Origin of the sequence: Oceanidesulfovibrio marinus (assembly GCF_013085545.1) — a bacterium.
Classification (GTDB): Bacteria; Desulfobacterota; Desulfovibrionia; order Desulfovibrionales; family Desulfovibrionaceae; genus Oceanidesulfovibrio; species Oceanidesulfovibrio marinus.
In genome coordinates, this window is record NZ_CP039543.1 from 2,759,143 (window position 1) to 2,775,177 (window position 16,035).

Annotated in this window: 14 protein-coding genes; 9 read left to right on the plus strand and 5 right to left on the minus strand. The window is 64.6% G+C overall.

What is annotated here, in order from left to right:
* Positions 1-7 precede the first annotated feature (7 nt).
* From E8L03_RS12190 to E8L03_RS12220, 7 genes are all read left to right on the plus strand, one after another.
* The gene (locus tag E8L03_RS12190) at positions 8-682 is read left to right on the plus strand and encodes an ATP-binding protein (RefSeq protein WP_144307054.1); all 675 of its coding nucleotides are present in this window, start codon (positions 8-10) and stop codon (positions 680-682) included.
* Positions 648-1,040, plus strand: a complete 393-nt coding sequence (locus E8L03_RS12195) for a response regulator (protein WP_144307055.1) — start codon at positions 648-650, stop codon at positions 1,038-1,040. The genes E8L03_RS12190 and E8L03_RS12195 overlap by 35 nt, the downstream gene beginning before the upstream one ends.
* Positions 1,041-1,083: 43 nt before the next feature.
* On the plus strand, positions 1,084-1,536 hold the full coding sequence (locus tag E8L03_RS12200; protein ID WP_171267499.1) for a response regulator: 453 nt from the start codon (positions 1,084-1,086) through the stop codon (positions 1,534-1,536).
* 66 nt (positions 1,537-1,602) lie between these two features.
* Entirely contained in the window at positions 1,603-2,007 is a 405-nt protein-coding gene (locus tag E8L03_RS12205; protein ID WP_144307057.1) for a response regulator, read from the plus strand.
* Positions 2,008-2,278: 271 nt separating this feature from the next.
* Positions 2,279-4,615 (plus strand): mechanosensitive ion channel family protein, encoded by a 2,337-nt coding sequence (locus E8L03_RS12210; RefSeq protein WP_171267500.1) that lies wholly within the window; start codon positions 2,279-2,281, stop codon positions 4,613-4,615.
* Between the two features lie 319 nt (positions 4,616-4,934).
* On the plus strand, positions 4,935-5,780 hold the full coding sequence (locus E8L03_RS12215; RefSeq protein ID WP_171267501.1) for an HAD-IIA family hydrolase: 846 nt from the start codon (positions 4,935-4,937) through the stop codon (positions 5,778-5,780).
* A gap of 74 nt (positions 5,781-5,854) precedes the next feature.
* Positions 5,855-6,505 (plus strand): carbonic anhydrase, encoded by a 651-nt coding sequence (locus E8L03_RS12220; protein ID WP_144307060.1) that lies wholly within the window; start codon positions 5,855-5,857, stop codon positions 6,503-6,505.
* Between the two features lie 42 nt (positions 6,506-6,547).
* Here the strand turns inward: E8L03_RS12220 and E8L03_RS12225 are convergent, their stop codons facing one another.
* Together E8L03_RS12225 and E8L03_RS12230 are read right to left on the minus strand one after the other, a co-directional pair.
* A complete protein-coding gene (locus tag E8L03_RS12225) occupies positions 6,548-7,933 on the minus strand; it encodes a sigma-54-dependent transcriptional regulator (protein ID WP_144307061.1) in 1,386 nt (461 codons plus the stop codon).
* A 2-nt stretch (positions 7,934-7,935) separates the two neighbouring features.
* Positions 7,936-10,674, minus strand: a complete 2,739-nt coding sequence (locus tag E8L03_RS12230) for a hybrid sensor histidine kinase/response regulator (RefSeq protein WP_171267502.1) — start codon at positions 10,672-10,674, stop codon at positions 7,936-7,938.
* A 785-nt stretch (positions 10,675-11,459) separates the two neighbouring features.
* Here E8L03_RS12230 and E8L03_RS12235 point away from each other — a divergent pair.
* Positions 11,460-11,885: a response regulator transcription factor gene (locus tag E8L03_RS12235; RefSeq protein ID WP_144307063.1), complete on the plus strand. Its 426-nt coding sequence runs from the start codon at positions 11,460-11,462 to the stop codon at positions 11,883-11,885.
* 38 nt (positions 11,886-11,923) lie between these two features.
* On the plus strand, positions 11,924-12,292 hold the full coding sequence (locus E8L03_RS12240) for a response regulator transcription factor (protein WP_144307064.1): 369 nt from the start codon (positions 11,924-11,926) through the stop codon (positions 12,290-12,292).
* Between the two features lie 458 nt (positions 12,293-12,750).
* Here the strand turns inward: E8L03_RS12240 and E8L03_RS12245 are convergent, their stop codons facing one another.
* Genes E8L03_RS12245 through E8L03_RS12255 form a run of 3 tightly spaced genes read right to left on the minus strand, consistent with a single transcriptional unit; the run spans position 12,751 to position 16,027 of the window.
* Positions 12,751-13,239, minus strand: a complete 489-nt coding sequence (locus tag E8L03_RS12245) for a GNAT family N-acetyltransferase (protein WP_171267503.1) — start codon at positions 13,237-13,239, stop codon at positions 12,751-12,753.
* On the minus strand, positions 13,236-14,990 hold the full coding sequence (locus tag E8L03_RS12250; protein ID WP_171267504.1) for a histone deacetylase family protein: 1,755 nt from the start codon (positions 14,988-14,990) through the stop codon (positions 13,236-13,238). The genes E8L03_RS12245 and E8L03_RS12250 overlap by 4 nt, the downstream gene beginning before the upstream one ends.
* Positions 14,990-16,027: a D-alanine--D-alanine ligase family protein gene (locus E8L03_RS12255; RefSeq protein ID WP_171267505.1), complete on the minus strand. Its 1,038-nt coding sequence runs from the start codon at positions 16,025-16,027 to the stop codon at positions 14,990-14,992. Before E8L03_RS12255 ends, E8L03_RS12250 begins: the two co-directional genes overlap by 1 nt.
* Between the last annotated feature and the right edge of the window lie 8 nt (positions 16,028-16,035).

A 16,035-nucleotide genomic window follows, 5' to 3' on the forward strand; every position in this document is an offset into this window, starting at 1 on the left:
AAATGACATGCAGATTGGCGACCTGGAAAGCATGGCCATCGGTCGGGCCCTGGCGGCACAGAGCCACGAGCTGAAGAACGTGCTCGCCATCGTGGGCGAGGCGGCTGGGCTCATGGAGGACCTTCTGGAGCTGTATCGCACACAGCGGCCCGAAGGCGCCATACCGGCGGAGATGGCCGCACGCATGGACAAAGCCCTGGGCTCGATCACAGCCCAGGTGGAGCGAGGCCACCGCATGACCACGGATCTGAACATGCTGGCGCACATGCCTGACCGGAGGCTGGAGCACACGCTGCCGGACGTGGACCTGGGACAAATCACGGCCCTGGCCTGCCGCTTTCTGGAGCGTTCCGCCCGGCGCTGCCAGGTGACGCTGGTGCCGCCGCCGTGCGTGGGCGTCACCGTGCCGGCCGATCCGCAGCGCTGCATGGCCGCCTGCATGGTGCTGCTGGAGTGGCTGTACCTGCCGCTCGAACCCGGCGGTGTTATCGCGCCGCAGCCCGTCGCGCTGGACCCGGCCCTGGATATCGACGCCATGGCGGACTTGGGGAGCATGCCCGAAGGCACGGCGCGGCTTCTGGGAGCTGCCGGCCTGTCCCTGGAACCTTGCGGCGGCCGTCTGCGCCTCACCCTGAAGGGAGTTTCCAATGACCAACGCCATACGCGTGTTGCTTGTGGATGACGAATCCGAGTTCGTGGAGACCCTGGCCGAACGACTGGAGATCCGCGGCTTCGAACCCGCCGTGGCCCTGAACGGGACCGCCGCCCTGGAGCGCCTGGACGAGATCAGGCCCCAGGTCATGGTGCTGGACCTGAAAATGCCCGGCATGAGCGGTCTGGAGGTGCTGCGCGAGACCCTGCGCAAGATGCCGGAGCTACCGGTGATCATGCTCACGGGCCACGGCTCCGAGCAGGAGCGCGACGAGGCCTTGGCCAGCGGCGCCGCCACCTATCTGCAAAAGCCCATAGACATCGAGACCCTCTCGAAGTTGCTCACGGAAACAGCTTCGGCCGGCGCGGTGCCGGGCGAAGAGGCGTAACCTACAAGCCGGCTGCGGCCGACATACCTGCGGAGGACAACCCATGGCCAAGCAACTCACCATCCTGTTGGTTGATGACGAGCAGAGCTTCCTGGACAACCTGAACGAGCGCATGAAGCTGAAGGGCTTCAACACCGTGCTGGCCAGCAGCGGCGAACACGCTCTGGAGCTGGCCAAGGAGCACGCCATTGACGCCGCCATCGTGGACCTGAAGATGCCGGGCATGGACGGCCTGGTGTGCATCGCCAAGCTCAAGGAGATCCACCGGGGCCTGAAGACCGTGCTGTTGACCGGCTACGGCGACGCCAAGGTCAAGGAAGCCACGGAAGGGCTGGAGTCAGTATATTTCGAAAAGGGCGAGATGGGTCGCTTCTGGGACTTCATCAAGTCCCTGCCGGCCAAGATGGAAAGCACCATGGCCAGCGCCGGCTACGCCGAAGAAGGCGACGCCGAGGGCGCCATGAAGGCCTTCGATCAGGACCAGCAACAGCAGTAGTAGGTCTCCGACTACGCCCACCCGGAGGGGGCCCCGGCCCCCTCCGGCACAATCTCGGACGCACCCATGCATCATGGCACAACTCCGGCGGTTCCCCCTCCCTGCGCGCTCATCATCGCCGAGCGAACACGGAATGTTCGTCAACTGCTCCATCGCGAGCTCAGCCGTGACGGGTACACCACAGCGTGTTTCGCCAACGGTCCGGACCTGTGCCAGGAGCTGGAGACGAGCCACGCCCCGCGCGTCATCCTGCTGGACCCCGATCTCCCCGGCCTGGCGGACGACGGCGTGCTGAAACGACTGCGCCAGGCCGCGCAGGGCTCCATCCTGCTGGTGCACAGCTTCGGTGCCCAGACCTTTGCGCCGCTGGCCGACATGCCCCAGACCCCTGTGAAACGCACTGGCGACATCGAGGCGTTGCGCGCCGCCCTCAAGGACGCATTGAGCACGTCTGCGTCCAAAGCAACGTAGCTTCTCCCTCCGCGGCTTCCTGCCGCCCCCGGCCAACACCACGACCTGGTACAGGCCGCCGTATTACATATTACAATATCCACTTGATTCAGCAGCGGAAGCGTGTTTTCTCTATGGTTGCGGGCGTGACGCCGCGGCTCCATCGATGCACAGGGGCGACAGCGGCACGCAAACGGAACCGGTTCAGCAGCAAAACGGCGCCACCCACTGGTGTATTGCGTCTGGCGCCCGCACAATACAATCCATTGACGACCATACCGTGGAGGATGGCATGGCGCGCCTGCGTTCGACAACGCCTGTTCAGCTGTTCCGGATTCTCTGTCTGTGCTGCATCGCCCTCGCTCTGACCGGGGCTTCGCTCTCGTACGCGGCGTCCAAGAAGAAGAGCCCGCCTCCCGCGCCGGTGATCACGGACACCATGACCCCGGCCGAGGTGGACAAGGCCCTGGCGGATATGGACGACGAGCAGGCGCGCACCCTGCTCCACAAGCGTCTGACGGAGCAGGCCCGGGAGCGCGAGACGCAGTCGGCAACCAAAACGCGCACAAGCCTGCTCATGGATGCGAGCACCAGCGTCCGCGAACGGCTGCTCGCCCTCAAGGCCAGCCACGGCCGCATCCTCGACGAGCTGGGCCTCGCACTCCGCACCATGGCCAAAGGCGAGGGGACCGGCGCGCTCCTGTACGCCTGTCTGATCGCATTGCTCATCGTCTTCGTTGCCTGGGCGCTGGAAACAGCGTTCCGCCGCAGGGTCTCCGGGCTGCGGAACCGCACCCGCGACGGGGACGAAGCCCCGCTCAAAAGCAGAACCCTGGCCGTCGATCTCTTCATTGCCGTGTCGGGCCTGCTGCTCTACGGCGCCGTGGTCCTCGCGCTGTTCTCCGCGTTTTTCGGCAAGGAGACCCCGGGCTACGTGGCGGCCGCGCACATCCTGCTGTTCTTCCTGGTCTACCGGCCGGTCCAGGTGGTCACACGGCTGCTCCTGCGGCCCAAAACGCCCGATCTGCGGCCCATCCCGGTAAGCAATACAGCCGCCGCCAACCTGAGCAACGTCATCGACACGATCATGCTGTTGTCCCTGGGCGGCAAGTTCATCCTCGACGCGTTCCAGGCCGTGGACACGCCGGAATCGGCCGTCATAGCCCTGCAGCTGGCCATTGCCTGCGTGCTGCTCCTGTTCATGTGCGTGGCCATCTTTTTCTATCGGGAGGACGTGGCCAAGGCCATTGCCGAACGGCCGGACTCGCAGGGGCTGTCCGCCAGGTACAGAAGCCAGTTCGCATCCCGCTGGCACATCTTCGCGCTCCTCTACATCAGCCTCGTGGCGGTTCTCTACGTGGCGGTTCTGCTCATCAACGGGCCGGACGGTCCGCAGGGCATGTTCCTCATGAGCCTCGGCGTCATCCCGTTCTACTCCTTCCTGGACTGGATCGCCCGGCGCATCCTGGACGGCGTGTTCGGCATCCTGGTGGCCAGGCCGCCCAAGCCTATCTCCATGGTCCGGGGGGACATGGAAGACGGCGGCGCAGGCCACTCGGTTCCTGCCGAAGGCGAGGGAGCGCAGGCCGAGAGCGAGGAACCCCCAGCCATATCGGTGGAGCAGCCCCGGCCGAGCTCCCACCCATACTACGATGCCACGCGGCGCATCACTCGGCTGTTGCTCATCGGCTTTGTGCTGCTCGTCCTGCTGTGGGCGTGGCACGTGCCGGTGCCGCGCGCCGGCCTGATCATCGAGTCCGGAATCAACATCCTCGTCATCCTGTTCCTGGCCGTGGGCCTGTGGTCGCTCATCAAACGCGCCATAGAGCGCAAGCTGCGCGACGGACCGGAGGAAGGCGCATCAAGCCCCCGACTGCGAACGCTGCTGCCGCTCTTCCAGAAGGTGCTCGGCGTGTTCTTCCTGGTCACGGCCGCGCTCATGGTCATCTCGCAGTTCGGGGTCAACATCGGCCCGCTGCTGGCCGGCGCCGGCGTGTTCGGCCTGGCCATCGGCCTGGGCAGCCAGACCCTGGTGAAGGACGTGGTGGCCGGCGTCTTCTTCCTCATGGACGACGCCTTCCGCGTGGGCGACTACGTGCAGATGGGCAAGACCGAAGGCTACGTGGTCAAGATGTCCGTGCGGACCATCCTGCTGGAGCACTACCTGGGCTACGTGCTGATCATCCCCTACGGCGACATCAAAAACGTCGTCAACTTCTCGCGCAACCCCATCTCCATCAAGATCAAGTTCCCCATGCCGCTGGAGACGGACCCCAAGGTGTTCAAGAAGATCGTGCGCAAGATCAACGAGCAGCTGATGAACGACGAGGAGTTCAAGGACGATCTCGTGCAGCCCATCAAGTCCCAGGGCGTCAAAAAAATCCAGGACTCCACCATGATCTTCGGCGTGAAGTTCATGGCCAAACCCGGCACGCAGTTCTCCATCCGCAAGGAAGTGTACGCCCGGCTCTATAAAGAGCTGAAAAAGGCCGGCCTGACTTTTGCCGCACCCGGCGTGACCGTCTATACGGCCAACCTGGCCGCCGAGGACGCCGAAGCAGCCAGGCAAGGCGCAGCAGCAGCCGCGGCGCAGCAGCGCAAAAAGGCCGAAGACGCAGACGAGGAGTAGGCACGGCCAAGCAGTCCGGGGGACTCTGTCCCCCATACCCCCTGCCAGGGGAATTCAATTCCCCTGGACCCCAGAACGAAGTCTTATGGATCCAGATATGAGTCCAGGGAGCTTAGCTCCCTGGTGGGAGCCCGAGGGCAAAGCCCTCGGTATGACACCTGTACCGGCGCAGTTTGCAACCGGCGCAGGAATCTGTATTCTCGACCGCCGGCAGGGGCGTTATGGGTAGCGCTCATGTCCTGGCATTGTTCAGTCTGCAACAGACGCCGCCCGGCGGCGAATCCCTGAGAATATATCGAACGAGGACGTTGACGTTGTGATGAACGAGATGTCGCATGGTCCCGGCGATCGGTCGCGAGCGGACGCAATCCAGGCGTTGGCCGGTGTCCGCGGCGTGCTGTTCGACCTGGACGGCGTGTTGTACCGCTGGGAGCAGGCGATTCCCGGCGCGTGTGAGTTCGTGAAGTTCCTCGCCGATGCGGGCATTCCCTATGCGGCGCTGAGCAACAACTCCCAGACCGGTCCGGAGAACCTGCGCGACCGGCTTGCCCGTCTGGGCATGCATTTTCCGCTGGAGCGCATCATCACCTCGGCCACGGCCGCGGCGTCCTACGTGGCCAAGCTCTGGCCCGGCAGCCGGGTGCACGTGGTGGGCAGCAGCTACATGCACCAGGCCATGGCCAACGTGGACGTGCAGTGTGTGGGGCCGGATGCGGAGAAGGCGGACGTGGTCGCCCTGGGTATGAGCATGGACCTGACCATGGTGCAGCTTGCCGAGGCCGTGCGGATGTTGCGCGACGGCGCGGAGCTTGTGGCCACGAACCCGGACGCCATGCTTCCCGTGCCTGGCGGGTTCCAACCGGAGTGCGGCGCCGTGGCCGCCCTGCTGGAGATGGCCGGCGGTCGCACGGCCCGTTTCGTGGGCAAGCCCAATCCGGAGTTCTTCACGCAGGGTCTGGCCGCCATCGGCCGGTCGGCCGGCGAGACCCTGATGATCGGGGACACACTGGAGGTGGACATCCTCGGCGCAACCCAGTCCGGGCTGTGCTCCGCCTTTGTGGCCACGGGCAACCCCATCGAGGGCGAGCCGGACATCGAGCCAACGGTTTTTGTGGACGACCTTTTCGAGCTCAGGCGGCTCCTGCAGGCGGGCCGGACCGGCTAGCCGCCTAGTCCCTGGCGAGTCCATCTGACCGCATACGAATTGCGCCGCCACGCAACCTGGGATAACGAGAGGCCATGCAGAAAATCCGCGACTTCATCCTGGGCTTCAAGAGCTTCCAGGACCAGTACTTTTGCCGTGAGGGCTCGCCCTTTTCGGAGCTGCGCGAGGGCCAGTCACCGTCCACCCTGGTGGTGGCCTGCTGCGACTCGCGCACGGACCCGTCCCTGATCATGCAGTGCGAGCCGGGCGACATCTTCGTGGTCCGCAACATCGCCAACATCGTGCCCCCTTACGAGCCGGACGCCGGCTACCACGGTGTTTCCGCCGCGCTGGAGTACGCAGTGCTCTCGCTCAAGGTGGCGGACATCATCATCCTGGGCCACAGCTCCTGCGGCGGCATCAAATCGCTGTTGGAGGACTCGGCCCGCGGCGGGGAGTTCGTGGGCAAGTGGACTTCCATCCTGGACCCGGCGCGCAGCCAGGTGATGGAGAGCTTCGAGTGCACGGACGAGCGGGCGGCCAAGGCGCTGGAGATGGCCGGCATTCTGACCTCCATGGGCAACCTCCTGACCTTCCCCTGGCTGGCGGAACGCGTGGCCGACGGCTCGCTGACCATCCACGGCTGGTACTTCGACATGGCGTGCGGCCAGCTCTTCAGCTACCTGCCACAGACGCGCAGCTTCGAGCCCCTGGCGCCCAGATGCCCGGCCAGGGACAAGGAGTAGGCGCGGCCCGCGCACGTCACATCTGAAATCACCCCTGGCGAATCAGGCCAGCCCGCACTTCTTGAGCATGCGGTAGAACTGCGCCCTGGAGATGTCCGCGATCTCCATGGCCAGATGCTTGTCGTAGCTGGTGTAGACCAGCAGATTGGAGAAGTACTGGTACTCGATGTCGCCCAGCTCCTTCTCGCGATAGCTCCGCCAGGAGGGCGGCCGCTTGGAGCCTTCCTCTTTTTCAGCCGTCTTTTCCGTGTCCACGGAGTGGATGCGCACGTGGGCTGGCAGGTGGATGGGGAAGAGGACCTCGCTCTCCGTGGCCAGCGCCAGGGCCGTGCCCATCACGTTGCGCAGCTCGCGCACGTTGCCCGGCCAGTCATACGCCTCCAGCGTCTTCAGAAACTCCTCGGAACACTCCTTGGCCCTGTTGGGGTGCTGCTGCGACCACTCCCTGGCAAAGCTCTGCGCCAGCAGCCGGATGTCCTCCCCCCGTGTTCTGAGGGGCGGCAGGTCGATGGCCATGGCCTTGATACGGTAGAGCAGGTCCTTGCGAAAGACGCCCTCCTCCACCATGGCCTCCAGGTTCCGGTTCGTCGCGGCGACCAGCCGGAAGTCCACGTCCCGCTCCGAGGCGGCTCCCACCGGGCGGTAGCGCTTCACGTGCAGCAGGCGCAGAAACTTCTGCTGCACATGGTGGGGCAGCTCACCAACCTCGTCCAGAAAGAGCGTGCCGCCGTGCGCCATGTACACCAGGCCGTCCTTGGCCATGTCCGCGCCGGTAAAGGCGCCTTTGGCATGGCCGAAGAGTTCGCTCTCCATCAGGCTGGACGGCAGCGAGGCGCAGTCCACCACGATGAAGGGCTTGTCGCCGCGCAGGCTGTTGGCATGCAGCGCCCGGGACATGAGCTCCTTGCCCGTCCCTGTCTCGCCGGTGATGAGCACGGGCAGGTCCGTGGGCGCGGCCTTGGCGGCCAGGTCCAGGGCGCGGATGAGGCCGGGGTCCTTGCCGACGATGCCGCCGCGGTCAAAGGTGGCGGTCTGGCGGTACTGCGCCTCGGAGCGCTTCTTCCTGCGGTAGTCCACGGCGCGCATCAGAGAAAGCCGGATGCCGCCCAGGGATGCGCCCTTGGTGATGTAGTCCCAGGCCTGGTGCTCCAGGGCGAGACGCGCCGCCTCCTCGCTCGATTTGCCGGTAATGATGATGATCTCCGGACTGGACGAGCTTGCCTTCAACGTCTGGATGGCGTCGAGACCGCTGCCGTCCGGCAGCATCACATCGAGCAGCACGATGTCGATGGAGTCCGGCGCGTTGGTCAGGTGCACGCCCTCCTCCAGCCTGGACGCGGTGAACGCCAGGAACCCCAGCTCCTCCACGAGGTCACAGAGCGTCTCGCTCCACGCCGGTTCGTCGTCGATGATAAGAACGCGGATCATGGTTATTGGCCTGTGTCGTTGTGCAGCAGATTAATGATGGCTTGCTCCAGCCCCTTGACCGTGAACGGCTTCAGCAGCAGCCCCAGGCCGAGCTCGCTCAGCCTGGCCTCCGTGACATGCTGGCTGTACCCCGTGCACAACAGAATCGGGGTGTTGATGTTTCGGGCGCGGACGCATTCGGCAAAATCAAGGCCGCTCATGCCCGGCATGGTCTGGTCCGTGAGCACCAGGCCGTACCGCTCCGGGTCCTCGATCAGCGTGCCCAGCGCCTCCAGACCGTTGCCGGCCTCATCCACCTCGTAGCCGATGCGCTCCAGCGCCTGAAGTACGGAGCTTCTGTACTCGGCGTCGTCATCCACAAACAGGATACGTCCGTTGGCCATGGAAACCGCAGTGGAGACCCCCTCCAACGCCGTTTCCTCCAGCGCCTCCTCATGCAGAGGAAAGAACACCGTGAACACCGCGCCGTTGCCCGGCTCGCTTTGCACGCGTATGGCCCCGGCGTGCCTCCGGATGATGCCGTGGACCATGGACAGGCCGAGGCCGGTGCCCATCTCTTTGGGCTTGGTGGTGAAAAACGGCTCGAAGATGCGCTCGATGATGGCCGGCTCGATGCCCTGGCCGGTGTCCTGGACGCTGATGCGCGCATAGCTTCCGGCGGAAAGCTCGGGGTAGGAGACGAGGCAGTCCCGCGTATCCAGGCGCACCGGCGGATCGAGCTGCACGGAGATGACCCCGCCCTCCTCGCCGATGGCGTGCCTGGCGTTGACGCAGAGGTTCATCAGCATCTGCTGGAGCTGCGTGAGGTCCATGTTAACCGGCAGCCTGCACGGCTGGAGCCTTTCGACGGACAGCTCGATGTTCTCCGGCAGCGATGTCTTGACGAGGTCGCAGAATGCGGTGATCGCATCGCCCAGATCAAAGGAGGTGCGCTCCTCCATTTCCGAGCGGCTGAAGGTCAGTATCTGCTTGACTACATCGCGTGCGCGCGTGCCGGCGTCCAGAATTCTGGACACGCGCCTGCCGGCTTTTTCTGCCAGGGCATCCATCTGCAGCAGCTCGGCGTTGGTGATGATGACACCGAGGATGTTATTGAAATCGTGGGCGATGCCGCCAGCCATGATGCCCAGGGCCTCCATCTTCTGGGCCTGCAGAAGCTGCCTCTCCAGGGTGCGCGTTTTGGTGACGTCCTCGGCGAACACGGCCAGCCGCGAGACCTCGCCGCCGCGGTCGCGCACCGGGTACACCGAGATGTCGAAGACCAGGCCGTCGCGCTCGTCCTGGAACTTGACGACGCGGCCCTGCTCCCTTGCCCGCACCAGGCTCGCATTGCGGGAGGCGGCTAGCTTGGGCGGGAAAAGCGAGGTGAACTGCCGGCCCAACATATCGGCCGGCGCGTAGGAAAGGCGCTCCGCACCCACGTCGTTGACCGCCAGAATGCGGCCGCTCACGTCGAGCAGGAAGGAGCTGACCACCGGCGCGTTGAGCAGCGCCCGAAGGTTCGATTCCGATTCGAGAAGCTGGCGCGTACGGGTCACCACGCGGCGCTCCAGGTCGCGCCGTATCTTGCGCAGCTCTTCCTCCGCCTCCCTGCGCGAGCCGATGTCCTGCACCACGATAAGAAAGTAGCCGGGGGTCCCCTCCTCATCGCGAATGTACTTGGCCGTTGCCGTGACGTACAGAACCGTTCCGCTTCGATGGATGTACCGGATATCGCCGTGGAACGTGACCGCGTTGCCGGCCAGCGCATCCTTATGGAACTTCTCGATGGCCCCATGGTCGTCCGGGTGCACGACCTCGGCCCAGCTCGTTTTCAGAAGCTCTTCCTTGGTGTAGCCCAGCAGCTGGCAATACGTCATGTTCACGTCCAGCCATTGCTCGACTGGCGTGACCGTTGCGATGCCCACCGGAGAGACGTCGTAGTACTCGCGAAAACGGCGGCGCTCCCTGTACAGACGCCGTTCCAGCAGCACCTTTTCCGTTATGTCGCGGCAGTACTGCACAGCGCCCCGTATTCCTCCGTCGGAGCCCATGAGCGGATACGAGAACACCTCAAGCCAGCCAGCTTCCACCCCCTGCCTGCGGAAAGGACGCACCACCTGCGCTGGCTTACCCGTCTCCAGCACTGTATCCACCGGGCAAGTGAAGAACGCTTCGGACTCCCCGTGCACGGCCTTGTGCTCTCTCCCCTGCAACGGCCCCAAGTGCCCGAACCATTCGCTGAAGGTCCTGTTGACGAGGAGGACGCGCTTGCCGGCATCCACCACCTCCACGCCGTCCTGAATCGCATTAATAATGCCTGCGTAGAACCGTTCCTTCTCGATGACCTCTTTCTGCATGGCCACGTAGTCGGTTATATCGATGCTGTGTACGGCAACGCCGAGGACGTTGCCTGCCGCATCCTTCACAGGCTCCGCCCAGACTCGGAACATGGTGTTCTGCACCTTTTCGTCAAAGGTGCGCGGGCTGCCGAACTGGACCACGCCGTCGATGACCGCCTGCCGCAGGATGGCGGTTTCCCTGTCGTAGATATCCGCAGAGGATCGGCCCTCTACTTCGCTGATTGACAGGCCGGCATACTCGCCGGCGCTCCGGTTCGCCACGACGATGTGACCGTTGCGGTCGAAAAGAACCATCGGATTCGAAGTGGCGTCGATCAGCGCGCGCCAGGCAGGGATGTCCAGACCGGATGCAAGCTCCGGGGCGGTCGCCGGTTCCTGCCCGGCGTCCTGGCGTGCCACGGTCCGGGAATCCCCCTCCTCCGCCAGCCGCACCATGGCTACGACCACATGAGCGCCGGCGTGCGCCCTGAACGAGGCGGTGACGCTGGCAGCGACCTTCCGTCCCTCCCTGAGCACGAATCCCGAGTGCTCAACTTCGCCGCCACCCGGGGAAAGATGCGGGAGAACCTCTGCGAGAAGGGGCGCGTCACCTGCCTTTACTCTTTCTATAGGCAAACTGATTAAATCGACGCCTTGATAGGCCCCTGTTGCGCCAGCCGCGACGTTCGCCGCCAGAATCGTTCCGGTCTCAGGATCGACCACATAGGCGGGTTCCGGCATCGCATCAAAGAAGTACCGGCCAGTATGATCAAAGGAAAAATTCACGCGAAGTCCCCGGCTTCATGCAGGGCTCGGTAGCATGTCGCCATGCAATCTGGTCAAATCGCAAATGAAGTATCAATTATCTTTTCCCCCCGTACGAATACCGTAAGCATCCTCGAAGAGGAATGACAAGCGTTTTCGCCAGATTGCCACACAATCTCACAAAGTGAGACTTGCGCATCATACCGTTATTCCAAATAATATATCCCGATCTCCCGTGATCGGAAAAATCCCCGAACGTCCGAATGTCTCATCTTATGCGCCGATTTCCTCCCAAGACATCTGCAATGAATCTTTTTACTCATCATCTTAGCATGTTAATATAAACATAATTATTCTGGTGCATTACCGCGAGGTCACAATTATCCTCTTTAAATTAAACTAGTTACCAATACTGGCATATCCATTGCTCAGAGAGAGGAATGCTGTGGCAAAAAGATGTGTCATCTTCGGCGATTCTTCTGATCGAGCCCGACCCCGAGTCGCGCTCCTACACGGCCAAGCTCCTTGTGGATGAGGGGTACGCGGTCCTCTACCCCCGCGGCATCGCTCTGACGCGGGAGGTCGACCTGCCCGAGCACTGCGACCTCATCCTTGTAGACGTCTTTCTGCCCAGGCGATGGGAGTTCGACATGATTCGCGACGTCAAGGCCCGTAGACCCGGCGTCGGCATCATCGCCCTGTCTCAGAACCACGGCGCCTGTCGCGCGGAAAGCTCCCTGGCCATCGCCGCCGAGCTCGGCGCGGATGCCGGGCTGGTCAAACCGGTTCCCCCGGACACGCTGTTGCAGCGCGTGCGCGCGCTTGCGGCTTGTGCAAACGTATATGCCCACTGTCACACTGCATGAGACTCCCAACTTCCGAAACATGCCAGGAGATCTATCCCATGAAAAAAATATTGATCGTCGAAGACCAACCGGAAGTGCGCGAGCTTGTGCAGGTCACGCTCAGCCTGGGCGGATTCGAGATTCTGGAGGCTGACAGCGGCTCCATCGGCGTGGCCCTGGCCAGGCACTCCCACCCGGACCTCATCCTCATGGATGCGGTGATGCCTGGCGAGATCGACGGGTTCGAGGCCACACGCCGCCTGCGTCAGCTGCCGGAGCTTTCCGCCACCACCATCCTCATGCTCACGGCGCGCGGCCAGCAGCGCGACCTGGAAATGGGCCGCCAGGCAGGGGCCGACGGCTACATCACCAAGCCCTTCAGCCCTCTGGCGCTGATCAAAAAGGTGGACGAGGTGCTGGGCCAGTAGCCCTGCTCCAATGCCTCCGGATTGCAACTCTTCATGAGCAACCCGCTGCATCGCGCGCCTGTACAGGGCTCCCCCTCCGGCCCGTGCCGCCCGCGATCGCAGCCACGGCGGATTCGGCGACGGCTCACGCTCCATGGTGACACAGCGGCGATCATGAGCCCAGGGCGGTGCTTTTGGCAGCATCTGACGGCAGCGTGAGAAGGGTCTTGGCCGGAACCTGTCCACACAGCCGCCGTCAACAGATCGCCCCCCTAACGCCCCCCGCCAACGGCAGAAGGCGTCCCGAACGAACACCGGGGCGCCTTCTCTGTTCAGACACTATTCACTACCAGGGTGAAGCACGGGCAACGAAATCCATCTGCAAACTGGATTCCGCCAAAAACACGCAAAGCATCGTCTCGGAATAATTGTCTGTTCACACCATACAGGAACACAGGGTTCCGATTTCGGCAATAGCATCACGCCAGCTGAACGCCGTAGATCACCTTGTCCTCGCCTGCATCGTAGAAATCGCGGACCACGGCGCGAACCGTGCACCCGCACCCCTCGTAAAACCGCCGCGTAGGCGCGTACTGCTCCCGCGAGGACGTCTCCGCAAAAAGGATGCGCCCTCCCTGGGCCGCGGCGGCTTCGGCCACGGCGTGGAACAGCGCCTTGCCCAGCCCGTTGCCCTGGGCGGCCGGATGCACGGCTATCCAGTAGAGATCGAACGAGCCCACGGTGCACGGCGCCGGCCCGTAGCACGCATAGCCCTCCAGCCCTCCATCCGGGCCATCCGCAAAAAGAAAGTAATAACCGCTGGCAAGCCCCTTGCTCAGCCGTTCGGTCACCAGCTCCTCGGCCACGCCGGCCTCGTCCCAGCTGAAGAAGCCTGTCGCCTCAACCAGGGCGCGTACTCGGGCGGCGTCCCTGGGCGTGGGCTCGGTGCGCATCGTCTGTACGCTCATTCCGCACACTCCATGTTCCGTGTCCGTTCCCGCGTGCCCTCGCTCAGGCCGCGGAAAAACGCCAGGGCGTTGGGCCCCAGGCTGGACGTGCGGTAGCCGCCCTCCTGCACCACCAGGGTGGGCAGGCACAGGCGGCCGAGCATCCGGCCGTTTTTCTCGAAGTCCGTTGGCGTGAGCCGCCACGTGCCCGTGGGGTCGCCTTTGGCCGTGTCCAGACCCAGCGCTATTACCAGAAACCGCGGGCCGAACCGTGCCAGCCGCTTGAGCGCCTTGGCCAGCACTGTGCGGTACGCCTCGCCGTCCACGCCGTCCGGCAGGGGCAGGTTCATGTTGAACCCGCGTCCCTGGCCCTCGCCGCGCTCCGAGGCGAAGCCGGAGAAGTACGGGTAGGCGCCGTTGGGATGGCCATGGATGGAGATGGTGAGCACGTCGGCGCGCTCGTAGAAGATGTCCTGCGTGCCGTTGCCATGGTGGTAGTCCACGTCCAGCACGGCCACCTTGCCGAACTCGGACAGATGGTTGGCGGCCACGGCCGTGGAGTTGAGATAGCAGAACCCGCCGAATGCGCGGCGCTCCGCATGATGCCCTGGTGGACGGACCAGCGCGTATGCCAGACGCTGGCCGTCCAGCAGGGAGTCCGCCGCCGTGAGAGCGCAGTTGACGGCCCCGCGCGCCGCGAGGAATGCGTTGCGGCTCAGCGGCGTAAAAGTATCGATGACGTAGTAGCCGGCCCGGCGGGGCAGCTCCCGCGGCGGCCTAGCCTGGTTGCGGATGGGGAAGACGTACGGATAGACCGCCTCCTTCTCCCCCAGCCTAGCGCATACGGCGCGGAAGTAGCCGACCATGCCGGGGTCGTGCACCGCCGTGACGTGGCGCAGGGGGTAGCCCTGCACGCGGAGGCGCTCGAACAACCCGGAAGGCTCGATCTTCTTGAGGATCGCGTCGATGCGCGCCGGCGACTCCACATATCCGCGCTCACGTACGTGGTGGATCTCGTGGCGATCGTTCACCGTGAGCGCGATCTGCGGGGACACCTGGGCCGCCGGAGGCGGAGCAGGCGTGGCGTAGCGCGGCTCGGCCAACCGAACCGGATCGTCGCGGAAGGAGTCCGCCACCATGTCCACATACCCTTCCGGGCACCGGCCGCCGTACTTGCGCTCCAGAATGGCCCGAACCACCTGCTGCGCGTCCTTGCGGCCCAGCGGTTTCTTGGCCGTGTAGGGGTCGAACAACAGATGCGGCGGGCACGGCGCCGGCTCATCGATGAGCGGCGTCTCGTACTTCGTGTTGGCCACGATGCGCACGCCGAACCGCTCGTAGAAGCGCAGCCTGGCGCGGTTCTCCTTGCGCAGGGAAGCGTCCATGCAGAATTCGGGATCGGCCGGCAGAGACTCGAAGAACAGGCCGATGCCGCCCAGGAAGCGCGCCTCCTCGCGAACGCGATCATACAGCGCCGCGCCCACGCCGCGGCCGGCCGAGCCGGGCTGGGCCGCCACATAGTCCAGCCAGCAGAACCCCACGTCCGGCACGTGCAGCATGAGCGCGAAGCCCGCGAGCTTGTCCGCCGACTCCGCCACGAAAAGCACGGCCCGGAAGCGGTGGTGCAGCGGATCGCGCAGCATGGCCGGTATCTGCCGGATCTCTTTTTCCTCCACGCCGGGGAAGCGCTCCCGCAGCAACGCCTGGACCTGCTCGACGGTCCGGGCGTCGCGCGGCAACACGCCGTCGAACACTCGTCGAATACGGAACATCAGGCGGCCTTCCTTGTGGGCGTGTTGTGGAACGGAGCCCCGCGGCGACGTAACGCGGCTTCCACGATCATGCCTACGCCGCGGCCCAGGCCAATGCCGGAGCGTTCGAGCTGCACGGCGAACCCGGCCTCCGGACTGATGCACGGGTTGCTGTTCACGTCGATCACGTTGGGCACGCCGGCGCTGTCCACGCGCATATCCACGCGCGCATACCCGGCGAGCCGGAGAAAACGCCAGCACATCAGCGACGACGCCTCCATCCGCTGCAGGAGCACCCCTTCCTCCGCTGAAAACTCCCAGTTGCGCGGCGTGGCCAGCGCCTGGGCCGAGGCCTCGTCCCACTTGGCCGCGTAGTCCACCAGCCTGGGAGCGTCTTTCCCACCCTCGAAGCAGATCTCGTACGTGGGCAGGAGCCGCGGTCCGTCCGCCTCTTCCACCACGCCTACGCAGAACTCCCGGCCGGAGACAAACGCCTCGGCAAACCATGCGCCGCCGAGCTCCCGCCGTTTTTGCGCCAGGGAGCGTTGCACTGCCACGCGGTCCGCAAACTCGATGATCGAGCCCTGGTCCAGGCCGTGGGAGCCATGCTCCCATACCGACTTCACCACATACGGCCCAGGCAGAAAGCTCGCCCCGGCCATGTGTTCGGGCTCGCCGCCCATCTCTTCCACCCACGGCGGCGTGGGAACCCCGGCGCTGCGCAGCAACCGCTTGACCGCCAGCTTGTTGCCGGCAAGGAGCATGGCGTGGGAGCCCGCTCCCGTGAAGGGAATGCCCGCCTGCTCCAGGGCCGAGGGCAGCAGGTACGCACCCTCGCACGTGCCTCCAATCGTCTCCACCAGGTTGAAGACCACTTCCGTGCTGGTGCGGCGCAGCGCGTCCACGGTGTGCCGTACGGCGCGGCGCACCGGCGTCATGGTCACATCGTGGCCCTGCCCGCCCAGCACGGCGGCCACGGTCTCAGCCTGGACGATGGTATCCATATCGTCGGGCGTGGGGCTGGGTCCCACGTCCGAATGGATCACGGCTATGCGCATCTCGCCCC